Annotated in this window: 18 protein-coding genes, 1 tRNA gene and 3 pseudogenes; 14 read left to right on the plus strand and 8 right to left on the minus strand. The window is 54.1% G+C overall.

What is annotated here, in order from left to right; all coding sequences use genetic code 11:
• The first annotated feature begins 45 nt into the window (after positions 1-45).
• From AC4PCC_RS06580 to AC4PCC_RS06615, 8 genes are all read left to right on the plus strand, one after another.
• Positions 46-2,436 (plus strand): hypothetical protein, encoded by a 2,391-nt coding sequence (locus tag AC4PCC_RS06580; RefSeq protein WP_492126807.1) that lies wholly within the window; start codon positions 46-48, stop codon positions 2,434-2,436.
• A gap of 384 nt (positions 2,437-2,820) precedes the next feature.
• Positions 2,821-4,173, plus strand: a complete 1,353-nt coding sequence (locus AC4PCC_RS06585; RefSeq protein WP_345828301.1) for a TolC family outer membrane protein — start codon at positions 2,821-2,823, stop codon at positions 4,171-4,173.
• Positions 4,174-4,209: 36 nt separating this feature from the next.
• Positions 4,210-6,351 (plus strand): type I secretion system permease/ATPase, encoded by a 2,142-nt coding sequence (locus AC4PCC_RS06590; protein WP_067705612.1) that lies wholly within the window; start codon positions 4,210-4,212, stop codon positions 6,349-6,351.
• Positions 6,348-7,517: a beta-barrel domain-containing protein gene (locus AC4PCC_RS06595; protein ID WP_492126808.1), complete on the plus strand. Its 1,170-nt coding sequence runs from the start codon at positions 6,348-6,350 to the stop codon at positions 7,515-7,517. Before AC4PCC_RS06590 ends, AC4PCC_RS06595 begins: the two co-directional genes overlap by 4 nt.
• A gap of 447 nt (positions 7,518-7,964) precedes the next feature.
• Positions 7,965-9,098 carry a porin OmpC gene (ompC, locus tag AC4PCC_RS06600; RefSeq protein ID WP_067705608.1) on the plus strand — a complete coding sequence of 378 codons (1,134 nt, stop codon included), beginning with the start codon at positions 7,965-7,967 and terminating at the stop codon, positions 9,096-9,098.
• Between the two features lie 412 nt (positions 9,099-9,510).
• Entirely contained in the window at positions 9,511-10,548 is a 1,038-nt protein-coding gene (apbE, locus tag AC4PCC_RS06605; RefSeq protein ID WP_492126809.1) for an FAD:protein FMN transferase ApbE, read from the plus strand.
• 31 nt (positions 10,549-10,579) lie between these two features.
• Positions 10,580-11,224 (plus strand): DNA oxidative demethylase AlkB, encoded by a 645-nt coding sequence (gene alkB, locus AC4PCC_RS06610; protein ID WP_067705604.1) that lies wholly within the window; start codon positions 10,580-10,582, stop codon positions 11,222-11,224.
• An 87-nt stretch (positions 11,225-11,311) separates the two neighbouring features.
• Positions 11,312-12,967 carry a multidrug ABC transporter permease/ATP-binding protein gene (locus tag AC4PCC_RS06615; RefSeq protein ID WP_492126810.1) on the plus strand — a complete coding sequence of 552 codons (1,656 nt, stop codon included), beginning with the start codon at positions 11,312-11,314 and terminating at the stop codon, positions 12,965-12,967.
• Positions 12,968-12,986: 19 nt separating this feature from the next.
• Here the strand turns inward: AC4PCC_RS06615 and AC4PCC_RS06620 are convergent, their stop codons facing one another.
• A complete protein-coding gene (locus AC4PCC_RS06620) occupies positions 12,987-13,787 on the minus strand; it encodes a 4'-phosphopantetheinyl transferase family protein (RefSeq protein ID WP_492126811.1) in 801 nt (266 codons plus the stop codon).
• A gap of 752 nt (positions 13,788-14,539) precedes the next feature.
• Here AC4PCC_RS06620 and AC4PCC_RS06625 point away from each other — a divergent pair.
• From AC4PCC_RS06625 to AC4PCC_RS06645, 5 genes and pseudogenes are all read left to right on the plus strand, one after another.
• The gene (locus AC4PCC_RS06625) at positions 14,540-15,139 is read left to right on the plus strand and encodes a LysE family translocator (RefSeq protein ID WP_492126812.1); all 600 of its coding nucleotides are present in this window, start codon (positions 14,540-14,542) and stop codon (positions 15,137-15,139) included.
• Positions 15,140-15,459: 320 nt separating this feature from the next.
• Positions 15,460-16,488, plus strand: coding sequence for an ElaD/SseL family deubiquitinase (locus AC4PCC_RS06630; RefSeq protein WP_492126813.1), 1,029 nt, complete (start codon positions 15,460-15,462; stop codon positions 16,486-16,488).
• 36 nt (positions 16,489-16,524) lie between these two features.
• Positions 16,525-16,780: pseudogene (locus AC4PCC_RS06635) on the plus strand (CcdB family protein).
• A 102-nt stretch (positions 16,781-16,882) separates the two neighbouring features.
• Entirely contained in the window at positions 16,883-17,029 is a 147-nt protein-coding gene (locus AC4PCC_RS06640) for a hypothetical protein (RefSeq protein ID WP_492126814.1), read from the plus strand.
• A gap of 230 nt (positions 17,030-17,259) precedes the next feature.
• On the plus strand, positions 17,260-18,468 hold the full coding sequence (locus AC4PCC_RS06645; RefSeq protein ID WP_492126739.1) for an IS256 family transposase: 1,209 nt from the start codon (positions 17,260-17,262) through the stop codon (positions 18,466-18,468).
• 144 nt (positions 18,469-18,612) lie between these two features.
• Here the strand turns inward: AC4PCC_RS06645 and AC4PCC_RS06650 are convergent.
• The 6 genes and pseudogenes from AC4PCC_RS06650 to AC4PCC_RS06675 form a co-directional block, all read right to left on the minus strand.
• Positions 18,613-18,846, minus strand: a pseudogene (locus tag AC4PCC_RS06650) (hypothetical protein); the annotation flags it as partial.
• Positions 18,847-19,089: 243 nt separating this feature from the next.
• Positions 19,090-20,103, minus strand: a pseudogene (locus AC4PCC_RS06655) (IS630 family transposase).
• A gap of 144 nt (positions 20,104-20,247) precedes the next feature.
• On the minus strand, positions 20,248-20,433 hold the full coding sequence (locus AC4PCC_RS06660; protein WP_492126815.1) for a hypothetical protein: 186 nt from the start codon (positions 20,431-20,433) through the stop codon (positions 20,248-20,250).
• Between the two features lie 394 nt (positions 20,434-20,827).
• Positions 20,828-20,904, minus strand: a tRNA-Pro gene (locus tag AC4PCC_RS06665).
• Positions 20,905-20,988: 84 nt separating this feature from the next.
• Entirely contained in the window at positions 20,989-22,740 is a 1,752-nt protein-coding gene (gene yejM / locus AC4PCC_RS06670; RefSeq protein ID WP_492126816.1) for an LPS biosynthesis-modulating metalloenzyme YejM, read from the minus strand.
• A 21-nt stretch (positions 22,741-22,761) separates the two neighbouring features.
• Entirely contained in the window at positions 22,762-22,989 is a 228-nt protein-coding gene (locus AC4PCC_RS06675) for a YejL family protein (RefSeq protein WP_067708690.1), read from the minus strand.
• A gap of 157 nt (positions 22,990-23,146) precedes the next feature.
• On the opposite strand from AC4PCC_RS06675, the gene yejK reads away from it, so the two are divergent.
• A complete protein-coding gene (yejK, locus tag AC4PCC_RS06680; protein WP_492126817.1) occupies positions 23,147-24,151 on the plus strand; it encodes a nucleoid-associated protein YejK in 1,005 nt (334 codons plus the stop codon).
• Positions 24,152-24,298: 147 nt separating this feature from the next.
• Here the strand turns inward: yejK and rplY are convergent, their stop codons facing one another.
• Positions 24,299-24,583: a 50S ribosomal protein L25 gene (rplY, locus tag AC4PCC_RS06685; protein ID WP_067708683.1), complete on the minus strand. Its 285-nt coding sequence runs from the start codon at positions 24,581-24,583 to the stop codon at positions 24,299-24,301.
• Positions 24,584-24,603: the final 20 nt, after the last annotated feature.

Consider the following 24,603-nt stretch of genomic DNA (forward strand, 5'->3'; position numbering starts at 1 on the left):
TTCCTGCCAATCAATGATGTCTATATCCGGCACAAAGGGGTCACCATGTCTACTTCAGAACAGAGTCGCGAGAAAAACGCGTCGCTAGCAGAGAGTGCGCAATCCGCACAGCAAAGGTTAGCAACTTCTCCATCAATTTCTGCCACCGATTCCATTACGCCCGATATCGCGCAGGTGAGCGCCAGCGAATCCGTTACGTCGGACACCGCGCCGGTGAACGCCAGCGAATCCGTTACGCCTGATATCGCGTCAGTGAGCGCCAGCGAATCTATCACGCCGGTGAGCGCCGGTAATGCCACGCTGTCCGACGCGCAGGCGACGCCAGTCAGCGGGCTAACCCTGGCTAACGCTGCTGCGGCCACAGAGGGTGCGACCGTAGCCAGCGACACGACGGTGGGGGAGGTGACTTCCTTCGCGCTGGCCGCGGCTTCCGGACCTACGATTAAGGTTAACCCCTTTACCGGCGACCGCGTGCTGAGCTCAGAGGAAAAACACTCGGCACAAATCCTGGACGGTACCAGTACCCATCTCGATCCCGGCACGACGCTCACGGTTGGTCTGAACGGTAATACCTGGACCACTACCGTAAACAGCGACGGCAGCTGGCGCGTGGAAATCCCCAGCGAGGCGTTACTGTCCTTACCGGCCGGTCAGGCGGTGTTAAGCGTCAGCTTTGCCAACGCGGTAGGGGGCACCTCGTCTGCCAATCAACGCATTACCGTTGAGGCGTCACTTCCCCCGGAAGCCACGCCAGCGCCTCACCCCACCGTTGATACGCCGTTTGGCGACGGCTGGCTGAATAATGAGGAGTTCCATAACGACCAGTTACTGAGCGGCACCACTGGCTCAGTTAGCGCAGGCCAACATGTGGAGATCATCCTTAACGGCACGACATTCCACGCCGAAGTGGATAGTGCAGGCAACTGGTCGCTTCCACTCAGCATGGACGACATGGACCGCAATTTCAGTATCGGTGAAAACCTGATCTCGGTGACGGCTACCGATATGTGGGGGCAAACGGGAACCGCCACCGCCAGCTTTATGATGGACATCACCGCACCTTCGCTAAGCGTTGAGACTATAGCCGGTGACAATATGATCGACAGCAGCGAAATTAACGACCCGCTGATTGTGTCAGGTACCACCGATGCTGAAGAGGCGGGCCGAACCGTCACCCTGATCTTTAACCAGCAGACCTGGACTACCACCGTTGAGGAGGATGGCCGCTGGCACTTTGAATTCGCCCCGTCGGTTATCCAGGCGATGGACGAAGGTACATATGGCATGAAATTTTCAATCTCGGATGCGGCGGGAAATGAAACTACCGCCGGGAAAAGCCTGAACATTTACGGCTCCGACGAAACCCTGCCCACGCTTACCGTTGACCCCATTTCACATGACGATGCCCTGAATATCTATGAAGGGCAGTTTGGCATTGAAATCACCGGTACCTCTTCGCATCTGCCGAGCGGTACGGACATCGAGATAACGTTAAATGGCAAGGTTTATGAGGGGCGGGTAGGGGCAGCCGATGGCACATGGATGGCCTATATCAATGGGGAAACGCTTGCGGCGCTGCACGATGGCAAATATACGCTGAACTTTTCCACCCTGGATCCTAACGGTAATGGAGCCAGTGCGACGCGCGATGTCTGGCTGATCACGCACTCCTCCAGTGAACCCCACTTTACGGTAAATGACCTGACCAACAGCGACGTCAGTCAACACGATGGCGCGACCTGGGTCACGGTGAACGGCACGGTACAGAGCGAATTCCCCATCATCGGCGCGTCACTGAATGTGGGCGACTACATGCTATACGGCCTGAACTTCGGCGAAAACGGTCAGTGGAGCGCAGAAGTCAACATCAACGATCTCAATACGCACGGGCTCAATACGATGCTTTTTACCGTCGCGGATATCGCCCGTAACTCGTTTGAATCCGTGCACCAGGTGAGTGCCGATATTGACACCAGCACCACCAACAGCGTGACCGCTTATGAAGCGCTGGAAGGTAGCGGAGATGAGGTGAACGTCGCCTCCGCCGCGCTGGCGGATCAGGATGAAAAGGGTGGCGAGCCTGCGGCGCATAACAGCATCACTACGCTGCTGTCGACGCTCACCGGCACGCCGGTTACAGCGGTGAGTGGTGCAAAGCATGAGGTCACCGGTGAGCAGCACGCCCTGGCGGGTAAACCGGGGCTGCATGAGGCAGCCCCGCTGGCTCATGCTTCGGCAGAGGAGGAGGCGAAAGTCGACCTGACCGCCGTCCGGCTTACCGGCGATCCCCAGGCGGAAGGGGGGATCTGGGCAACGCCAACCGACAGAACGCTCGGTGTGCAGGCGGCCGATGCCAGCCATCATGCCCCGCTGGTCTCTGAGAGTACGCTGGGCGATCTGCTAAATCAGCACACTTTCCAGGCATACGTGGTGTAAATCGGGTTTTACCCTGCATCGGAGCAGGACATTCTGGTGCAGGACGTGTAAAGTTAAGTATATTTTATGTTTATGTAAATTTCTTGTATGGGCTATTGTTGAAAAATATGTTGGTTTAAGGGCCATTTTTAAATCTACGAAAAAGAGCTAAAAAACGCAATAACCAAAATAACAGACGGATAGCGTCGGAATTTTTTCATTACACGACGCCACGTTGGCACTAAATATTGCCCCTTTCTCGCAGGGATTACTGCGTAATCCTTTGTCACCAGGTACAGATTAGCGCCCTGCCGGGCGTTGGCTTACGTACGTTCGGATGGATACCGCTCCTGCGCTATTTGTCCGGCATCACATTATTTTTTCTAATGGGAAAGTGGTGTCAAAATGAAGAAGAAGTGGGTTTCACTCTGCGTGGCCGCGCTGTTCAGTACGCTGGGACAACATGCGCTGGCGGCGTCCGAACCCAAAGCCCAGTTTAACTGGCGGGCCGCGCCCAGTGAGGAGCAGGTCGCCACGCTGACGCTGCGTGACGCGATACTGCGCGCGTTTGCCCGCAATCCCAAAATTTCCGAGGCTGCCGCGCAAATCCGCGTGGGCGAAGCCGATCTGGATGCGGCAAAAAGCGCCTGGTATCCCCAGCTCTCACTCCAGGCCTCTGGCGGCCGTTCTCACCAGACCGACTCCTCGGGAAGCCTGAACAACAATGGCTCCGGCGGCATTACGCTCAGCCAGCTGCTGTACGACTTTGGCCGCACCGGCGGCGCGATAGATGAACAGCATAAGCTCTCGGAAGCCTACCGCTACGCGCTGTACGACACCATGACCACGGTCGCGCAGGACACGCTCCAGGCCTATCTGTCGGTGAAGCGCTACCGTGCGCTGGTGGAAGCCTCGCGCAATAACGTGGCCTCGCTGATGCGGGTCAAAGAGATCGCCAAAATGCGTGCCGACGCCGGGCTGAGTTCGCAGTCTGACGTGCTACAGGCGGAAACGCGCATCGCCGGGATGCATGCGACGCTGGAGCAGTATCGCGCCGGGGAACGCACCGCGCAGGCCCAGCTGACGGTGCTAACCGGCGTGGTCGCGGGCGATCTGCCCGAACTGCCGCAGTCGCTGCTTAACCAGCAGGTCACCCTCGATAAGATCGCCTATGAGAAAAGCGCCGCCGTACGCAGCGCCCAGGCCAAACAGGAGGCCGCACTGGAGCGTGTCCATCAGGCCGCCTCCAACCACTGGCCAACGCTCAAGGTGGAAGCCGGACGCACCCGCTATCAAAACAGCCGACAGTCCTACTGGGACGATGAATTACAGCTCCAGGTGGAGGCGCCGCTCTATCAGGGCGGGCTGGTCAGTGCGAAGACCCGCGCCGCAGAGGGCGACAGAGAGGCTGCCGTCGCGGCGATCCAGCAGTCGAAGCTGGATATCAATCAGCACGCCTCCACCGCCTACGCCGATATGATCGGCGCCCAGCAGCGGCAAACGGCCGGGGAGCAGCAGCTCGGCAGTGCCGATCACACCCGCGCGGTCTACGCCGACGAATATAAGCTCAACAAGCGCAGCCTCAACGATCTGCTGAGCGTCGAACAGGACGTGTTTCAGGCCGACAGCAGCCGCCTGACGGCGCTGTATGACGGCTGGGACGCCACGGTTCGCTATGCCGCCGCGGTCGATAATCTGCTGGATATCATGGGCATCGATCGTGAAGCCTCCAGCGGGCAAACCCTTCCTTCGCTCTGACGCTGGCCGGGCACCTTAACAGAATAAGGCAGTATTATGAGTAAACAGACCGCAAGCACCGAGAACTGGATTGACGCAATGCTCCGCGTGGCGGCTCGGTTTGGCAAACCGGCAGATGGCAAAACGCTGCGCCAGCAGATGCGCTGGTTTGAGCACCTGGCACCCGGCCAGCAGCTGGAGCGTCTGGCTGGCCTGCTGGGCCTGCATATGACCATGATGCCGCGTGAAAAAATCCGCTGGCGGCAGGAGGTCACCCCGGTGGTCCTGATCATGGAAAATGGCAGCGTGGTGGTGGTAGAGGCCATCGACGCTGAAGGTCACGCGCGCTACTGGCTGAGCGACGGCGGCGATGTGGTACGCGAAAGTGAACTGACGCTGCTGCTGGCGCAAAGCCAGCCGCAGGTGGGCATTATTGGCGTGGCCGCGCGGGCGCGCGATGCGCGCATTGACGAGTTCGTTCAGCCCTATAAAAAGCACTGGTTCTGGGAAAATTTTCGCGGCATGGGGCGGCGGATCATGGAGATCTCGCTGGCGTCGATTGTGGGGAACGTGCTGGCGCTGGCGGGCATTCTGTTTTCCATGCAGGTGTATGACCGGGTGATCCCCGCGCAGTCGGAATCCACGCTGTGGGTGCTGTTCACGGGCGTACTGATTGCGGCCGCCATTGAGTATCTGATCCGCCTGATGCGCACCCAGGTTTCCGACCTGATGGGGAAGCGCATTGATCTTAAGGTGTCGTCGATGCTGTTCGCCCGCGCGATGAGCATTCGCAATGAGGCCCGACCTAAATCGACCGGCTCCTTTATCTCCCAGCTGCGGGAAATTGACCAGGTGCGCGAGCTGCTGACCTCGACGACCGTCGGGGCCGCCGCCGATATGCCCTTTGTGATCCTGTTTCTGTTTATTATGGCGTTTATCGGCGGTCCGCTGGTGATCGTGCCGCTGCTGGCGATCCCGCTGATTGTCATTCCCGGGCTGCTGGTGCAGTTCCCGATGGCGAAACTGGCGAAAGAGGGGCTGCGTGAGGGCGCACTGCGCAACGCGGTGCTGGTGGAGACCATTGAGGGGATTGAAGACATTAAATCCCTCCAGGCGGAGCCCTATTTCCAGCGCCAGTGGGAGCAGACCCATGAGGTGAGCGCGGCAATTGGTATGCAGCAGCGGCTGTGGGGCGCGCGGCTGACCGGCTGGGCCTCAACCGTGCAGCAGCTCACCTATGCGGGGATGCTGGTTTCCGGGGTCTATCTGGTGCTCAGCGGTGAAATTACTACCGGTACGCTGGTGGCCAGCAGCCTGCTCTCCTCACGCACCATCGCGCCGCTGATGCAGCTGACGATGGTATTTTCGCGCTGGCAGCACGCGAAAAGCGCCATGAACGGGCTGGATGAGCTGTTGAAAAAGCCGCTCGACCAGCCGGAAGAGGGCGAAATGGCGCACTGCCCCACGCTCACCGGGCACTACGATCTGCGCGGCGTGCAGTACAGCTACGACGAGGAAAACGTCAAAAATGTGGTCACCGTTGGGCAGTTGCAGATCAAACCCGGCGAGCGGATCGCCCTGCTGGGTAAAGTGGGGGCGGGTAAATCGACGCTGCTGCGGATGCTGGCCGGGCAGGCGCTGGCCACCCAGGGTAAGGTGATCGTCGACGGGGTGGATATCCGCCGGATTGACCCAATCGATCTGCGTCGCCAGCTCGGCTGGCTGTCGCAGGATTCACGCCTGTTCTTCGGCACGCTGAGGCAGAATCTGATGCTGGGTAATCCCCATGCCAGCGAGCAGGAGATGCTTCAGGCGCTGCGTATCAGCGGTGCGCTCAGCCTGGTCCAGCAGGATGCGGCCAGTCTTGACCGCATTATCAACGAAGGGGGAAGGGGACTGTCGGGCGGACAGCGCCAGATGGTGATGCTCAGCCGGATGATCCTCCGTCAGCCGCAGGTGGTGCTGCTGGATGAACCCACCGCCTCCATGGATGAGCAGCTCGAAGAGCACGTTATCCGTCAGATGCAGGGCTGGCTGGCCGGACGAACGCTGGTGCTGGTCACCCATCGCCCGGCGCTGCTCAAGCTGGTGGATCGTATCGTGGTCATGGATAACGGACGGATTATTGCTGATGGCCCGCGCGATGAGATCCTGCGCGTCGCCTCACCACAGGCTGCTGGCAAGGGGGATGCGGCATGAGTTTGCTACTGATTGACCGGAGTATGAAACGCAACGAGCGCCGGACTTCCTCCGTTATCTGGCTGTGCACGGCGGCGCTGGCGCTGTTTTTCATCTGGGCGCACTTTGCCATTCTGGATGAGGTCACCGTGGGTACCGGCAAGGTCACGCCGCTCAGCCGCGCGCAGGTGATCGAAAGCCTGGACGGCGGCATCGTTGACCAGCTTAACGTCCATGAGGGGAACATTGTCGAGAAGGGGCAGGTGCTGGCCCGGCTCGATCCGACGCGTTTTCGCTCTAACTTTGGTGAGGCGGCGGCCAAAGCCCGCACGCTGGCGGCTTCGGCTGAGCGACTGCGCTCCGAGCTGACCGGCGCGCCGCTGCGGTTCAGTGAGCAGACGCTGAAAGAGCCGGCTCTGGTGGCCAGGGAAACCCAGCTTTATCAGTCGCGACGCCGAAATCTGAATGAAACCGTCAGCAATTTAACCCAGTCAATGAAGCTGGTGCAGGATGAACTGCGCATGACGGAGCCACTGGTGGCAAAAGGGGCCGCCGGGCAGGTGGAGGTGATCAGGCTGCGGCGGCAAATCAGCGAGCTGCGCGGTAAAATTGATGAAGCGAAGAACGATTATGCGGTCAGGGCGCGTGAAGAGCAGGTGAAGAATAACGCCGATCTGGATGCACAGCTGGAGGTGCTGACCGGTAAAGAGGATCAGCTCACCCGTGCCACCCTTTATTCGCCGGTACGCGGGATCGTCAAGGATATCCAGGTCACCACCGTGGGCGGCGTGCTCCAGCCCGGCGGCAAGCTGATGGAAATCGTGCCGCTGGAGGATCAGCTGCTGATCGAAACGCGCATCAATCCGCGTGATATTGCCTATATCCGGCCCGGCCTGCCCGCCACCGTCAAGGTGACGGCGTACGACTCATCCATCTATGGCGATCTGCCGGGCGAGGTGGAAACCGTCTCCCCCGATACCCTGCAGGATGAGGTAAAACGCGATCAGTACTATTATCGCGTTTACGTACGTACGCAGAAGGCGGAACTGGCGAACAGGGCAGGGCGTAAATTCCCTATTGTTCCCGGTATGGTGGCGAATGTTGAAATTAAAACCGGTCAGAAATCAGTTATGGATTATCTGATAAAACCGCTTAATAAAGTGAAGGAATCGCTGCGCGAGCGCTGATAATCTGCGGATACCCCCCCGAAAATAAAAAAAGCCGAACGCAAGGTTCGGCTGAAATCAGGGTAAAGCAAAACATTCGGGTTGAATGAGGGTAATACAGCAATAAAATGATGATAGCGGAGTTATTGTATAACCGGATGGTCACTAATTTTTATCATTCAGTGCTCAGAAATGACATTTTAAAAAATGCAATAAAAACAGATACTTGATTAATTATTGATGGATTCTTGATAATCCGTGCCATCATTATTAGCGATACGTGCTGTGTAAAATTCCCGCGAAATTTACGTTTGGCAATAGATTGGTTACAGTATGAAACACATTCGGAAATTTGGTATCATTTTCTTTATAGATTATTACGCGCTGGTCACTAGTATGGGCTTTCAGCTGAATAACAAATATTCAGTAAGCAGTGGCAATTATAATATAACCAGAGGGTAATAATAGATGAAACGTCAAGTTCTCTCCCTGATGATTCCTGCAATGCTGGTAGCAGGTTCAGCAGGCGCGGCTGAAATCTACAACAAAGACGGAAATAAACTTGATCTGTTTGGCAAAGTAGATGGCCTGCACTATTTCTCTGATAACGACAGTAACGACGGCGACCAGTCTTACATGCGTTTTGGCTTCAAAGGTGAAACGCAGATTTCAAACGAACTGACCGGCTATGGTCAGTGGGAATACCAGGCAGCACTGAATAACGCAGAATCTGAAGGCACCGCCAACAGCTACACCCGCGTAGGTTTTGCGGGTCTGAAATTCGGTGATTCCGGTTCACTCGACTACGGTCGTAACTACGGCGTGGCCTACGATATCGGCGCATGGACCGACGTACTGCCAGAGTTTGGTGGGGATACCTACGGCGCGGATAACTTTATGTTCCAGCGCGGTAACGGCATGCTGACCTACCGTAACAATAACTTCTTCGGCCTGGTTGACGGCTGGAACTTTGCCCTGCAATACCAGGGTAAAAACAGCAGCGCCACCGAGTCGCCAAATGGGCGTGATACGCTCGGACAGAACGGTGATGGCTGGGGTCTGTCAACCACGTACGATCTCGGCTCCGGCTTTGGTATCGGGGGTGCGATGTTCAGCTCTGACCGCACCACGGAGCAGAACGGCGGCACGGCAGACCGTTCAACCATTCTGGGTCGGGGTGATAAAGCCACCGCGTACACCGGCGGCCTGAAATATGATGCCAACAGCATCTACCTGGCGGCGATGTATACCCGCTCTTACAATGCCACCCGCTTCGGCAGTACCCCTACGGATGACACCCCGAATGCGGCCTACGGCTATGCGGATAAAGCGGATAACTGGGAGCTGGTTGCACAGTACCAGTTCGACTTCGGTCTGCGTCCTTCCCTGGCGTTTGTCAGCTCTCGCGGCAGCGACATTCAGGGTTATGGCTCACAGAACCTGAAAAAGTATGTTGATGTGGGTGCGACCTACTACTTCAACAAAAATATGTCCACCTACGTTGATTACCAGATCAACCTGCTGGATGACAGTAAGTTTACCGACGCTGCGGGCATCAATACGGATGACATCGTTGCGCTGGGCCTGGTCTACCAGTTCTAAACTGGCTGGAGCGCAGCACCGCTGCGCTCCCTGTTTATTTTCCCTTCAAAGTACTCCGGTTGCCTTCTCGTTTTTCTTTTGCCCTTTATATTCACTCCCTGAACGTCTGCTCCTTCTCCTGCTGCTACTGCGAGACCGCATTAGCGACGATGTGGACGATAGAGCTGTTTGGTATGCGTTTGCTTGTAATGCTTATAGCCTGAAAAGATAATCAGCGCGGTGCATACGGCAAGGAGTAGAAAATAGATCATAGCGGATCTCCTCTGTATCCAGGGTTTTGCCGCTCTCAGAGAGCTGCGTCGGGCAACCATTCTGGTGAGCATTTTTATGATAATCAAGTCATTATCCCGGGCAGATAGCGGCAGAAAGGACCGTTTTCGGACCAAAATTTACTAAAGGTTGTTGAGCTTTGATGAAGAAGAACACGCTGTATTATGCTGGTTTAGCAGCATTTATTACCCTTACCGGCTGTGACAATCAAAACCAGAGTCCTGCCGATCCGGGGCTGGTTCTTGAAGGACGCACAATGGGAACATTCTGGAGGGTTAGCCTGGCTGGCGTCGCGCCTGAGCGTAAAAATGCGCTACAAAAAGCGGTTCAGCAGCAGCTCGACGAGGACGATCGGGAGCTGTCGACCTGGAAACCCGATTCCGCTCTTTCCAAATTTAATCAGTATCGCGGCAGAGACCCGCAGCCGATCAGCGATAATATGGCGGACATCGTCACGCTTGCGCTGCGTATCGGGAAGAAAACCGACGGTGCGATGGACATCACCGTAGGGCCGCTGGTCAATTTGTGGGGCTTTGGACCGGATAAGCAGCCGGTAAAAACCCCCACCCAGGCGCAGATTGATGCCGCCCGCGCACTAACCGGCCTGCCGCATCTGCAGGTGATTCAGAAGGCTGAGGGTGCCTGGCTGCAAAAAGATTTGCCCGGCCTCTATGTTGACCTGTCAACGGTCGGGGAGGGGTTTGCCACCGATCATCTGGCACGCCTGATGGAGAAAGAGGGCATTAACAGCTACCTTGTTTCCGTCGGGGGCGCGGTACTGACCCGCGGCATGAATGCGCAGGGGCGCCCCTGGAAGGTGGCGATTCAAAAACCGACCGACAAAGAGAACGCGGTACAGGCCGTGGTGGACTTGCAGGGGCACGGTATCAGCACCTCGGGCAGCTACCTCAACTACTATGAACTGGACGGCAAGCGAATTTCCCACGTCATTGACCCCGTCAGCGGACGCCCCATTCAGCATAAGCTGGTGTCGGCGACGGTGATTGCCACCACGGCGCTGGAAGCCGACGGATGGGATACCGGGCTGATGGTGCTGGGCGAGGAGAAAGCTAAGGCGCTGGCGCTGCGGGAGAAGCTCGCCGTCTATCTGATCGTTAAGCAGGGTGATGGCTTTGTAACCTGGATGTCGCCACAGTTTAAAGCCTTTATCCGGCAATAACCGGAGCAGCGCGCTGCCCTCAGGAGCCACCATGCTGGACTTTTTTAGTGAAGACGCCCCCTGGGCGGAGCCGCTGGCCGAGGGGGCCGTTATCCTGCGCCGCCGCGCGCGCGATGAGGCGGCGGGGCTAATGACGCTGGTCAGCGAGGTCTCGGCGCAAAACCCGTTTCATCACCGTATTACCCCTGGCGGCCACCGCATGTCGGTCGCCATGACCAACTGCGGGAACTTTGGCTGGTCAACCGACGCCCGGGGCTATCAGTATAGCGTTCAGGACAGCGCCACTGGCAAGCGCTGGCCGCCGATGCCGGAGCGGTTTCGCGCCCTGGCTGCCGCCTGTGCGGCAGAGGCCGGATTTGAGAGTTTTCAGCCTGACGCCTGCCTGATCAACCGCTACGAGCCGGGGGCGAAGATGAGCCTGCATCAGGATAAGGATGAAGAGGATCTCAGGCAGCCTATCGTTTCCGTTTCGCTGGGGCTGCCGGCGGTGTTCCAGTTTGGCGGCTTCGAGCGCGGTGATGCCGCTCAGCGGGTGCTGCTGGAACATGGCGACATCGTGGTGTGGGGCGGCCCGTCCAGGCTGCGCTTTCACGGCATTCTGCCGCTGAAGCCGGGTATCCATCCCGCCACCGGCGCATTCCGCTATAACCTGACCTTCCGTCGCGCTTTCCGTTAGCGGCAGGTTCTCAAGTGAGAATAGTTATTGATATCGTCCGGGCAGTCATTAAACTGCAGGCTGCGTAGACTTTACCTGGATGATGTCATGGAGTTGCTTCACGTTGTTTACCGTCAGTACCGCTGGCCGTTTCTGGGCGTCATTGCCCTGAGCCTGCTGAGTGCCGCCCTCGGCATCGGGCTGATCGCTTTTATTAACCGCGAGCTGATTGTGACCCTGGGTGCCTCACTGGCGGTACTGCCGCAGTTCCTGGGGCTGCTGCTATTGCTGCTGGCGGTGACCCTCGCCTCTCAGCTGGCGTTGACGATGCTCGGTCACCATTTTGTCTGGCGTCTGCGCGGCGAATTTATCAAACGCATTCTGGATACCCAGGTGGAACGTATCGGGCAGATCGGCAGTGCGCAGCTGCTGGCGGGGCTGACCAGCGATGTGCGCAACATCACAATTGCCTTTGTGCGCCTGCCGGAGCTGATCCAGGGCGTTATCCTGACCCTCGGTTCTGCCGCTTATCTGGCCTGGCTCTCGCCCCGCATGCTGCTGGTTACTGCGGTCTGGGTCACGATAACCATTATCGGCGGCTGGCTGCTGGTCTCCCGGGTTTATCGCCATATGGCTAAGCTGCGCGAAACCGAGGACCACCTCTACGCGGACTATCAGACCATCATTGATGGACGTAAGGAGCTGGCGCTTAACCGCCAGCGGGCGCGAATGATCTTTGAAAACCTCTATCAGGAAAACGCCAAAAACTACCGTCACCATATCGTGCGCGCCGATACCTTTCACCTCAGCGCGGTAAACTGGTCCAACATTATGATGCTGGGCGCCATTGGTCTGGTCTTTTATATGGCGAATACCCTTGGCTGGGCGGACACCGCCGTGGCGGCTACCTACTCACTGACGCTGCTGTTTCTGCGCACGCCGCTGCTCTCTGCGGTGGGCGCGCTGCCCACGCTGCTCAGCGCCCAGGTTGCCTTTAACAAGCTGAATGCCTTCCGGCTGGCCGATTACCGTCCAGAGTTTATTGCCCCCGGCGAGGCGAAGCGCTGGCAGACCCTTGAGCTTAAGGATCTGGTTTTCCACTATGGCGATCGCGGCTTCCAGGTCGGGCCGATTAGTATGACGCTCAGGCGCGGTGAACGGGTCTTTCTGATTGGCGGGAACGGCAGTGGAAAATCGACGCTGGCGATGCTGCTGACCGGGCTTTATACGCCGGTATCCGGGCAGATCCTGCTGGATGGCGAGGTAATAGATGATTCAAACAGGGAGAGTTATCGCCGCCTGTTCTCAGCGGTATTCACGGACGTTCACCTGTTCGATCGCCTGATTGATGATAATGGCCAGGCCGCCGACCCTGTCAGGGTTGAGCAGTGGCTTGAGCGGCTGGAAATGCGCGACAAGATTAAGCTTAACGGTAACAAGGTGCTTAACCTGGCGCTCTCTAAAGGCCAGAGTAAGCGGCTGGCGCTGCTGCTGGCGGTGGCCGAACAGCGTGATATCCTGCTGCTTGATGAATGGGCGGCCGATCAGGATCCGCATTTCCGCCGTATATTCTATCGTGAACTGCTGCCATGGCTGCATGAGATGGGTAAAACCATTCTCGCCATCAGCCACGACGACAGCTATTTCCTGCATGCCGATCGCCTGCTGGAGATGCGTGACGGTCGATTGAGTGAGCTGACCGGGGAAGATCGCCAACAGGCTACGCTGGATGCGGTAAAACGCACCGGGACGCTGGGGGCCTGACGTCAGTCAGGCCGGGCTTTTATGGCGCCTTCGTAGCGTCATGTGCCCCCTCGACGATGACCCAGCTGAGCAGATGACTGGCGTCACTCAGCGTATGCCCGCTAAACTCGCATCCGGCGGGAAAGCGCGGGGAGAAATCCTTCAGCAGCCTGAGCGTTACGCGCTCTGCCTGCGGTGAGCAGGAGATAATCTCCGCGTCGCTAAAATGCATAAACTGTCGAAGCGACGGGAAAAGCGCTTTGTACAGGCTCTCCTTTAGTGAAAAGGCCGCGGTCAGCGCCGTGGCAAACGGCAGGCCGCTCTGCTCAAGCTGCTGCCTTTCCTCCTCATTCAAAATCGTGCTGGCCAGCTCCTGCGCGGTTTTGCCCTGCATCACCTCTTCACAGTCCACGCCGGGCAGCAGCGCGCAATCTGCCGACGCCAGCAGCAGGCTGACGCAATGCCGGGTATGCGACAGCGATCCGACGATGCCAGCGGGCCAGATCGGCGCACGCTGCGCATCATTGCTGAGAATATATCCCTCAATGCCATAGTGCGACAGCGCCTGTCTGACCAGATAGCGGCTGGCAAGATACTCTGCCTGACGCTTGTCGACTGCCCGCTGCAAGTGTGCGGGAAACGGTATATCCAGCGTGGAGAACAGCGTCGGATGGTAAACCTCCGGGCAGTACCCCAGTTGAAAAAGGGTTATGGCAGGGAAGTCGGGCAGGGCGGTGCGGACGATATCACCGAGAAAGTGCGCGTCGGGCACCACCGGAAAGGTGATAGGTGCGTTTCCACAGCGAAAGAGGGGCGTTTGAGATTGGAGTGTGTCGGCCACCGTGGCTCCCGTCTTATGAGCAGTGAAAACAGTTAACGGCATTATAGAGTAGCGCACCGCCTCGGGTGAAAACCTTTTGGCTGGGACCAGTGAATCCGTTATTTCAGGGTGCCGGAAGGTGCGCTAACTAACTTTTTGCAGGCAGGTTACCAGCCGAAAGGTCTGTCGCAGTTAGTACTATTATCAGCACAACCCCGGCCTGACACCTGCTCCATACGTCTGTCGCGTTTAACCTCGCCTTTATCATTAACGGAATACACCGGAGTAGGGCTGAATGTGCTGGGCTTTTTGGCATGATACCCATCATATCCGTCGTTTCCATCATAGCTATATGAAGCACATGATAAAATGCCGAAAGAAACCAGGGTAAGAAGCAGCAGTCGTATCGTTATCATTTTATTTCCCTTTCAAAATGAGTATGAGCTAAACCAGCTAATAAACTACCATATCAACAGCAGGAGAAGTATCTGAAGAAAAGAGTCATTGCATGCTTGTTTATGCTAAGCCAGTCCTGATAATTACCCTCGCATGTGAACTGTAGAGGGTTGCCCCCCCCCGGCTGTAATTATTTATATCCGGCGCATTTTGTGAAATAAACGAGAACATTTAACTGTAATTACATTCGGAGAGTTGCGGGAACACTCATTTGCATTCCTCTCAGGATTGTTTTGACACCTAAAACGGATAGCGAATGGCTCTTCATACCCGCCGAACTGGCAGATCTACAGCATCTCAGTTAAAATCCAAAGAATATGGATATTAATCTTATCGGCTTTATGCCCGCACTTCTGCCTGTAGCTCTCACCCCCGGAGCAAGCTTCACGCTGGTGATGAGCAGCGCTCTGGCTGGCGGGCGTAGGGGGCTATTCAGGACGCTGGCCGGAACGGCTTTGGGCATATACACTCACGCGCTTCTTATCGGGCTTGGGATAACTGCGGTAGTTGTCTCATCGCCAGCCATTTTTGCTGCACTGAAAATAGCAGGGACAGCCTATCTTCTGTGGTTAGGGATTATGCTCATCCTCAGCGGCCTTACATCAAAGCCAGACAAACCTGATAACAGGCGTTCGTCCGTTACGGTGAAAGAGGCATGGCTGGCTAACGTTCTTAACCCGAAAGCCATTATGTTTTATCTGACGGTGGTATCTCAATTTGCCGGAAAACAGGGGGGCATTAGCCACTATTTGACCCTGGCTTCCGTGCATGTGCTCGTTATGAGCATCTGGCTTATTGTCATCAGCCATATACTCATTTTTTCCGCCAGGAAAATTAACCCACTCAGGTTGAAAAGAACCATCAATACCGCTGGCGGGCTGCTACTGATGACTTTTTCATTATATAGCCTGATGTGATGAATTCAGGCTAATTAAAAAATCCGCAGGCATTAAGTTAGAACCCCCCCGCCAGACGCCCCAGATCTGTGCCCGGACTGACCCCAGAGCAGCAAAAAAATTATCTCACTCGTCACGTTGGTTAAGAAAACAGGCGATAACGTAGCCCGATTCTTCCAGGTGCATGCTCTGTTGTTAAACGATGGTTAGCACAACATCGCTTAACTGATCATCCGGTAAACCTACAGAAAAGCGAATATTGAAATACATTTACTGCCGAGTGATTTAACATATAAGATGTGAAAATTAGTTATGTTCCTTAGCTCTAAGAGAGGAAAAAAATGAATATTGATTTGTATTCTCGTTATCAGATAAATTTAAAACAGTTCGATAACTTATTCACAGACAATGTGGATATTAAAACTCTTGATGTATTGGGTCAATCAGCAGCAGATGGCAACGTCGATTGTATTGATATTTTGCATAACATTGCCCTTCGTAATGATGAGGCAGGTAAAAGATCTGAGGATATCCTTTTTGGCTTGTTTAGCGGAAAAACCGAGGGGAAGAACGGGATAGACGAAGAGATTCAACTGGCCAGTCTTAAATTATATGAAACGGCGTGTAAAACTAAAGAAGCAAATGATCCAGACAGGAGTAAGTTTAATTCTCCCTCTAAACTGCTTTATATGGCGGGTTCTGCCTTAACTCATGCAACGCAGAAACAGGATGTAACCGCTATATTCAGCGCCGGGAACAGGAGCCAATCACCGTTCGAGCAGTTTGTCGACCAGGATTTGTGGAGTCGCGCTCGTATGCTGACAACGGATGAAATAAATGCTGCCATATATAATGTAAATCAGGACGCTGATAATTTGTCATTAAACTTCCCCATTGGACTGATTGAGCCTGAAAAAAACATAAATATGCTGTCTGAACAGATCGGTGAAAAAATAAAATCCAATAATATTTCTGATAAGCCGGAGGTTTTTCCGGTAAATACAGGGGATCACTGGGTCATGTTTGCTTTGTATAAAGATGGATCCGATCATATAAATAAGTGTGTTGTATTTAATTCCTTAGGTGATTTAAATGAAAATACAAAAAATAACTTGATTGATTCAGCAAGAGCAGCAGGAGTGCTTAAAGAGAATATCGCATTCATTAATGGGGATATGCAGGGAAACGTGCCAAACGGATGTGGGGTATTTGTGGTTAAAGCAATAGAGGCACTCGCCAAATCCCCGGAGAAAAAACCAGTAGAGACGCTTAAAGAGTTCGTTGGTGATTTTGCAAAATTATCAGCAGAAGATCAAACGACATTTAATATCCAGATCCGTCGTCAACTGTATGAATATAGCATCCTGTAGAGGTGCGTGGCAGACCTGACTCAATGACCGCCGCCCCTGCTGCCTGATGTCACAAGTGATATTCTCAGCCGGCTGAACCGCAGGATTGCGATCCCGCGGCTGCCGTTTAAAGTATCCATACAGCACACGACCGGAACGGCTGGTTTCGCTTGTCAGACTGACTGATGATAATGAGTATGCAGTTATGACCCATGAGATGGCGAGAGTTCCCACTTGTTCTCTGGGGGCTGTGTTCTGCGATGCTTCCCCTTATCGTACCCAGATCAAAACTGCGATTGATTTTCTTCCCTGATATTTTTTGCTCACCTGACCGCAGATAATATAATGGCAGCTAATATAGAAATCAGATAAAACGCAGTCGCAGTCATCCACATGGCGGATAAATACCTCATCCATGGCTGAATTTTTAAGTCATTCTCCTCAAAAAATTATAAGCAGGGTCGTTTTGCCTGAGCAAAAAAATCTTCTGTTTCTTGCTCAATTTGATAAAAAATCTGCTCATGGGGAAAACACCAAAAAAACCAACCATATGGTTAAATGAGGCAGGAGCGGGGAATGTATATTTTTCTTTGAAAAGTAAGACTAAATTTTCATAACGACGCTTATTGGCCAGGTAGAGAAAAAACGATATAAAAATAAGTAAACTGGCGAATAGTCCAAAGAATAATCCTGACCTGGCTAGTATATGTTCAATCACCGGGAGCCTGTAATTTAAATTGTGTATCTGCCTGTTTTTGATATCTTCACTCCAACAACGGAGACAGGCAATTTATGGACGAAAAGAAACTCAGGGCCCTTGCGGCTGAACTGGCTAAAGGCCTTAAAACCGAAGCCGATCTCAATGCGTTTTCCCGCATGCTGACGAAGCTTACCGTGGAAACGGCACTCAATGCCGAACTGACTGACCATCTCGGGCATGAGAAAAATGCCCCCAAATCAGGCTCAAATACCCGCAACGGCTACTCTTCAAAAACGGTGCTGTGTGACGACGGCGAAATCGAGCTGAGCACGCCGCGTGACCGTGAAAACTCCTTCGAACCGCAACTGATAAAGAAAAATCAGACACGTATTACCCAGATGGACAGCCAGATTTTGTCCCTGTACGCCAAAGGCATGACCACGCGAGAAATCGTCGCCACCTTCAAAGAGATGTACGACGCGGATGTTTCACCCACGCTGATTTCTAAAGTCACCGATGCGGTTAAAGAGCAGGTCACAGAGTGGCAGAATCGCCCCCTGGATGCACTTTATCCCATTGTTTATCTTGACTGTATTGTTGTAAAAGTTCGCCACGGTGGTAGCGTGATTAATAAAGCCGTCTTCCTCGCACTGGGCATTAATACCGAAGGCCAGAAAGAGCTGCTGGGTATGTGGCTGGCAGAAAATGAAGGCGCGAAGTTCTGGCTCAGCGTGCTGACGGAGCTTAAAAACCGGGGCCTTCAGGATATCCTGATTGCCTGCGTGGACGGTCTGAAGGGCTTCCCGGATGCGATAAACAGCGTTTATCCCCAAACGCATATCCAGCTGTGCATCATCCATATGGTGCGCAACAGCCTGAAATACGTGTCGTGGAAAGACTACAAGGCAGTCACCGGCGGGCTGAAAACGGTGTATCAGGCTGCGACCGAAGAGGCGGCGCTGATGGCGCTGGATAAGTTTGCAGACGTCTGGGACGAGAAGTACCCGCAAATCAGCAAAAGCTGGCGCACGCACTGGGAAAATCTTAATACGTTCTTCGGCTATCCCCCCGATATCCGCAAAGCCATCTATACCACCAATGCGATCGAGTCGCTAAACAGCGTGATCCGTCAGGCGATAAAGAAACGCAAAGTGTTCCCGACAGACGACTCGGTACGGAAGGTTATTTATCTGGCGATCAGGGATGCGTCAAAAAAATGGAATATGCCGATCCGAAACTGGCGGCTGGCAATGAGTCGTTTTATTATCGAGTTCGGTGACCGCCTGAGCGGTCACCTTTAATATGGTGGCAGTTACACAGAATTATTTACAGGGTCATCACCGGTTGACTCCAAAAACATATTGACCAGTTTCTCACCTGCCACACTACCAGCGTAGCCTCCGGCGATAGATCCTACTGCCGCGCATGCTACACCGCCAACACCTACTTTGTTTTGCCTGCCTGAGTTTGTACAGCATCTGCGTAGCGATCGGTGCAGCCGTATCCGGGTCTGCAACGATCAATATCTGACCCGGCTTTAGCCACTGTGTATCTGCATTGAGTTTCATAAACAGGCTGGCCGCAGGGGAGCGGGTATCCCTGAACAGCTCCCTGGCTTGAAAAGCAAGGTTTCCGGGACGTTCTACAACACAGTAACCGGGGGCAATTTGACGTGCCATGCATCCATTCTCCGCGTGTGTTCAAATATGGCGTCAGCTGTACATGATGCCCTGCCACCAAGTTAATCGCACGGACATAGTAATTAACTCAACTGTGTTAAGCAAAAAGTGTTCTAAGCTGCTGACGATCAATGCATCTAGAAGACCTGTTTTATGCTGTGAAAATCATCCTGGATAAAGATGAGCATGTTTGATGCTTGCTCCATATCTTTCGTCAAGGCTAAAAAAGTGATCCTAATATCGCTACACTTTTGCCAGTCCGTGGTTGCCACCCGGAAATGGACTGACAGTTTTTATAAAATGACGTACTTTTTTCAACAGCCGCCACATTGACCGGCACTGATGATCCCGGGTAATGGTTTCGTGTAGCGCCTGCCACAGCCTTTCAATGTGATTAACCCATGGTGAATAAACCGGCTGATAAATTATCTTGGACTTCGGGTTGTGCTTCAGCCAGCGCAGCGTTTCTCTGCTCTTATGAATAATATAGTTATCAACGATTAACGTGAGGGTGTTTGCCTGCCGTTAAGTCGCTTTCAGGTGTTTTAGCAGGGTGATGAACAGCACCGAACTTTTACTGCTGCCACCCACATAACTGACCCGGCCGGTGCCGCTGTGGAGTGCTCCTGCCAGATAATATTTTCGTTCTGCCCCGGCGTGACAACGCGTACCTGCTGGCCTCGTCTCTGTCAGTCTGCACCAATTTTGCGATTGAGATGGATATCTACCTCGTCTTCGAAAAATACCGGATGCCCTGTGCTGCATTCGTCCAGCGCTTTGTGAATTGCCGCCATTTTTCATCTTTGTGCGGGTCACATATATGCAGTGTGGGCGCGGCTCTGCGCCACACCAGACCGACGGCAGGTAACCAGCGACGGACAGTAGAAGCATGCAGACAGCAGCCAGTTATCTCTCTGATTTTTACTGCCATCAGCTCCGTGCTCCACCGTGAACGCTGATACCCAAAGTCGCCTGGCGTGTGCTTTACCAGCTCGCGTAACAGCGTGCAGATATGCTCAAAAGGCCAGCGGCGCCCACGTCCGGGGAAAGCGATTTCAGGCCATCGATGCCATAAAGGATAAACCAGTTAATCCAGCGGCCAACGGATTAACTGGCGCAGCAGAGCATTCTGGCAACGTCGCTGACACTCTTGCCGCGGTGCAGCATCAGCACGGCAGTATCCTTATCCCAGGTTTTGTGGATAGTTTTCTGCATCAGGCGTCGTTCATTTCGGGAGACGGGTGCTATGATCGTCATCGCTCAGTCCGGTAGGTGATTAGTATTCGTTTGGCGATTGATCAGATCGCACAATCCGGGCTGAGTTCCCTTCAGATGATCTACTATTCGGAACGCTAATTTAGCCTGCTCTTGTATATTTGCCAGATTACCACCCGTGATCACCTATAACTTGAAATCTGGGATGGTATTTCCTTCTTTAACTAAGTCTGCTTCAATAGCGTCAGCAAGCTCTTTGTAAAGACCTACAAGTTTCGGATTTTCTAAAGCTGAATCTACACCACGGAAAGCTTCAATTGCTTCCCACGCTTGTTGTTTGGTGTCGTAAATGCCTGCAATTTTCTTAGTCATAATCATGTCTCCTTAAGGTTTATAGTATTAACTGTAGTGGCACACTGAATTTGGCCACCTGAATTGAGGTGATATCATCGGCCATTGCCGAAAAAAATTTAACCAACTCAAATCACCCGAACGTCTCTTCCGGCTAATGGGATTTAGGCAATAATAGTCTGGGCTGCTATGTCATCGCTTCTGTGGATTTAATCAGCCTTGGTGAATATACAGATTAATGACAAGGCGCTGTAGCAGAGGTTGTTTTCAAGGTAATTGTCACGAAGCTCAGAAAAGTATGCAATGAACCGCTACCGGCTACCGTTTTGATTACGTTTTACCACAACTTTACCATGATAAATTCCCTTTAAACAAAAAAAACAGCCATAAGAGGCTGCTTTTTTCGGGGATAATTTGGTCGGCACGAGAGGATTTGAACCTCCGACCCCTGACACCCCATGACAGTGCGCTACCAGGCTGCGCTACGTGCCGACACGTGGGCTTATACTACTCATTTCATCTGCAATTGCAAGCGCCTAACGCGTTGACTGCTTTGAATTTATACAGTGCCAGCCATTAATCGGCGGTGAAACGTTTCTCATCGGTCAGCACCTGCAACAGCAGGGCGAGCTGAGGCTTATGATCTTTTAACCGATGCCCCTGGTTATCCCATGCCTTGTAGCTGCCGTTAGCATCCAGCGCCAGCGTGACGGAAGGCGTGGTGATCACCAGCTGGCGATCGCTGTTGGCAATCACCCAGTCGCGCCGACGGGCAGCGGCAAAAAGATCCTCTCCCTGTGAATAGTCCGAGGCAGAGGTGCTGACGTGCAGAAGGCGCTGCATCAGGGTAGTCATAATATCCTGATGCCCGGTCAGCTTGTCCACCTGCTGTGCAGGGGTGTTCGGCCAGTGAACCACCAGCGGCACCTGCAGATTGGACCGGTTACCCATACTGGTGTCGCCGTCCAGCGCAATGCCGTGGCGGGCGGTGATCACCACGACGGTTTTATCCAGCATGCCGTTATCTTTCAGCGTCGTCAGCACGTTTTGAATCTGCGTATCCACGTCGGCTGCGCTGCGCGCGTAGCGGCGGGCGAACTCTTTCGCATTACCCGCTGGCTCCGCCATGCCCGACAGTGACAGCCAGGAGAACCACGGCGACGTGCTATTCTTCTGCCCGTCCAGCCAGCGCTGCCACTGTAGGGTGGTCTGCGAGTTCGGCTGACTTTTTGATGCAGGCAGAGAATAATCTGCCAGCAGCGCCTGACGGTAGAGCGGCGCATTGAAGCCGTCGGAGGCGAATAAACCGAACCGGTAACCCTGCTTGCTCAGCGCGCCAAACAGGGCAGAGGGGACGCGCGCGGAGAGCACGCCGTCCATATAGCCCGGTGAAATTCCGTAAAACAGGCCAAACAGGCCGCTGTCGCCGGTAAAGCCTGCGCTAAAGTGATGGGTGAAATTGACGTTTTCATCGGCAAACTGCTTCAGGTGCGGCAGACTTTTCGCCACTGAAGCCTCGTTCAATCCATCCACGGTGATCACCAGCAGGTTATTGCGCGTACCGGCGTCGCTAAAGGTGACGTTGTTTAGTGGATAGGTGACCGACAGTGCCTCAGGGTTACCCTGTTCCACCAGGCGTCGCTGATACTCCTGCGCATCCAGCAGGCCGTGCCGCTCCAGGAAGCGTCGGGCGGTCATCGGATAGGAGAGCGGCAGGTTGGAGCGCTGCATGGTTATAGGGCGATAAAAGTTCGCATCCGCCCAGATATACATCACATGGCTGGTAAAGAACGCCGCGATAAACAGCAGCGCCAGCGGCTTACCAAAATTGCGCCGGTTGAGGCTGCGAAGTTTTTGCCAGCTCCAGGTGGCAAACAGCATCTCGACCAGAAATATGGCCGGTACGCTGATAAACATCAGCTGCCAGTCGCGGGCCATCTCACTCTGATCCGGGTTAACGACCAGTTCCCATACCACCGGGTTAAGGTGCAGATGAAACCGATTAAAGACTGCGCTGTCCACCAGAATCAGCGTCAGCCCGGCGGTCGCGATAATGGCAGAGAGAAAGCGCAGCAGCCGCTGGGACATCGCTACGAAGGTGAGCGGGAAGATAATCAGCAGATAGGCGGCAAACACAATAAAGCTGAAGTGACCAATCCAGCTGGTAAACGCATAGATGCGTCCTGCCAGCGAGGCGGGCCAGTCGGTAACAAACAGGTAACGGCTACCCAGAATAAAGGCAAAGATAATATTAAACAGGGCGAACCAGTGCCCCCAGCTAATCATCTGGGACACTTTTTCTCGGTAGGGCTGCCGATTTGTTACCATAGCAGAGTCTGAATCTTCACATTAATGGGCTTTATCATCACGTACCGAAGCCTGCAGCGCGTCGGCGAAGGAGCGAGCCAGCGTGCTGCGCTGAGCAGGCGATACGCTGTTATTAAGTAAATTAGTCACCATATTTCCCAGTACCATCAGGGAAAGATCGGTGGGGGCCTTGTCTTTTTCAAGTACGCTGGCCATTTCGGCGAGGAGTTTTTCCACGCGGGTGTCACTGTAACGGGATGATTGCGGCATAAGGTCGAGTTTATTCAGTGTTAAAGGGCGGCATCTTAACGTAAAAGTGCGATTTTTTCTGCTCTTTTATCGTCAACGCCCGGTTAAAGTTGTTGCCTGTTGATCGCCGTCGCACTCGGTGTTTGAATACGCGCCTACATCAAAAGGAGAGTTTACCATGAGTCTGGATATCGAGCAGATTGCTCTTCACCAGCTGATCAAGCGCGACGAGCAGACGCTTGAGCTGGTGCTGCGCGAATCACTGCTTCCCGCGAATGCTCCGGTCACCGCGATGATGGAAGAACTGCATCGTGTTTACAGCGCCAAGAACAAAGCTTACGGCCTGTTTAACGAAGAGAGCGAGCTGGCCGAGGCGCTGCGCAACTGCCGTAAGGGTGAGGATGATTTCCTCGCGTTCAGCCGTGCGGCAACGGGTCGACTGCGTGATGAGCTGGCAAAATATCCGTTTGCGGAAGGCGGCGTGGTGCTGTTCGGTCACTACCGCTATCTGGCGGTCGACTATCTGCTGATTGCGGTACTGAACAGCCAGAACAGCATGCGCGTGAATGAAGAGCTGGATATCAGCAGCACGCACTATCTGGATATCAACCATGCCGATATTGTGGCGCGTATCGACCTGACCGAATGGGAAACCCATCCGGAGTCAACGCGCTATCTTACCTTCCTGCGGGGAAGAGTAGGGCGCAAAGTTGCCGACTTCTTTATGGATTTCCTCGGCGCCAGCGTGGGTCTGGATACCAAAGCGCAGAACCGCGGGTTATTGCAGGCGGTAGACGACTACTGCTCTGAGGCCACTCTCGATAAAAATGAGCGGCAGAACTATCGGCAGCAGGTCTACAGCTACTGTAATGAACAGCTGCAGGCGGGCGAGGAGATTGCATTACAGGGGCTTTCTGAAGAGCTGGCGCCGCTCGGTGAAAAAAGCTTCCAGGCCTTTACGCAGGAGCAGGGATATGAGCTGGAGGAGAGTTTTCCGGCCGATCGCAGCACGCTGCGCCAGCTGACCAAATTTTCCGGCAGCGGCGGTGGGCTAACGCTCAATTTTGACGCAATGCTGTTAGGCGAGCGCATTTTCTGGGATCCGGCAACGGACACGCTGACGATCAAAGGCACACCGCCCAACCTGCGTGACCAGCTCCAGCGCCGCAGTAGCGGCAAATAGTATCGCGGTTTGAGCAGAATCTTAGCCGCGGCGAACAACGTTACTGTTTGAGCGACGTTGTTCGCCGCGACAAACAGCGTCGCTATTGCAGGCAAAAAAAAACGCCGCATTACGCGGCGTTTTCTTCACAGGATTTCAAACGGGCGATTAAGCGCGAACGAAGTCGATGTGGTGCAGTTTTGGCTTGAACGGGTGACGCTGTACAGCCTGCACTTTTACTTTTGACTCTTTGCCATCAACAACCAGAGTCAGCACTTCGGTGTAGAACTCAGGCTTAACCTGCATGTTCATCACGTAGTCGTGGTCCAGTTCGATAGCAACAGCTGCTTCGTTACCGCCATAAATGATGGCCGGAAATTTGTTAGCTGTACGCAGGCGGCGGCTCGCACCCTTGCCCTGCTCTTTACGTTCTACTGCATTGATAGTGAACATTGTTCAATCTCTTTATTTGA

The organism is Erwinia sp. L03-1 (assembly GCF_058686115.1).

What these genes read in the sequence shown, in the direction of transcription:
- AC4PCC_RS06580 (WP_492126807.1), top strand. Translation starts at nt 46, where the DNA reads ATGTCTACTTCAGAACAGAGTCGCGAGAAAAACGCGTCGCTAGCAGAG.
- AC4PCC_RS06585 (WP_345828301.1), top strand. Translation starts at nt 2,821, where the DNA reads ATGAAGAAGAAGTGGGTTTCACTCTGCGTGGCCGCGCTGTTCAGTACG.
- AC4PCC_RS06590 (WP_067705612.1), top strand. Translation starts at nt 4,210, where the DNA reads ATGAGTAAACAGACCGCAAGCACCGAGAACTGGATTGACGCAATGCTC.
- AC4PCC_RS06595 (WP_492126808.1), top strand. Translation starts at nt 6,348, where the DNA reads ATGAGTTTGCTACTGATTGACCGGAGTATGAAACGCAACGAGCGCCGG.
- ompC (WP_067705608.1), top strand. Translation starts at nt 7,965, where the DNA reads ATGAAACGTCAAGTTCTCTCCCTGATGATTCCTGCAATGCTGGTAGCA.
- apbE (WP_492126809.1), top strand. Translation starts at nt 9,511, where the DNA reads ATGAAGAAGAACACGCTGTATTATGCTGGTTTAGCAGCATTTATTACC.
- alkB (WP_067705604.1), top strand. Translation starts at nt 10,580, where the DNA reads ATGCTGGACTTTTTTAGTGAAGACGCCCCCTGGGCGGAGCCGCTGGCC.
- AC4PCC_RS06615 (WP_492126810.1), top strand. Translation starts at nt 11,312, where the DNA reads ATGGAGTTGCTTCACGTTGTTTACCGTCAGTACCGCTGGCCGTTTCTG.
- AC4PCC_RS06625 (WP_492126812.1), top strand. Translation starts at nt 14,540, where the DNA reads ATGGATATTAATCTTATCGGCTTTATGCCCGCACTTCTGCCTGTAGCT.
- AC4PCC_RS06630 (WP_492126813.1), top strand. Translation starts at nt 15,460, where the DNA reads ATGAATATTGATTTGTATTCTCGTTATCAGATAAATTTAAAACAGTTC.
- AC4PCC_RS06640 (WP_492126814.1), top strand. Translation starts at nt 16,883, where the DNA reads ATGGCTGAATTTTTAAGTCATTCTCCTCAAAAAATTATAAGCAGGGTC.
- AC4PCC_RS06645 (WP_492126739.1), top strand. Translation starts at nt 17,260, where the DNA reads ATGGACGAAAAGAAACTCAGGGCCCTTGCGGCTGAACTGGCTAAAGGC.
- AC4PCC_RS06660 (WP_492126815.1), bottom strand. Translation starts at nt 20,433, where the DNA reads ATGACTAAGAAAATTGCAGGCATTTACGACACCAAACAACAAGCGTGG.
- yejM (WP_492126816.1), bottom strand. Translation starts at nt 22,740, where the DNA reads ATGGTAACAAATCGGCAGCCCTACCGAGAAAAAGTGTCCCAGATGATT.
- AC4PCC_RS06675 (WP_067708690.1), bottom strand. Translation starts at nt 22,989, where the DNA reads ATGCCGCAATCATCCCGTTACAGTGACACCCGCGTGGAAAAACTCCTC.
- yejK (WP_492126817.1), top strand. Translation starts at nt 23,147, where the DNA reads ATGAGTCTGGATATCGAGCAGATTGCTCTTCACCAGCTGATCAAGCGC.
- rplY (WP_067708683.1), bottom strand. Translation starts at nt 24,583, where the DNA reads ATGTTCACTATCAATGCAGTAGAACGTAAAGAGCAGGGCAAGGGTGCG.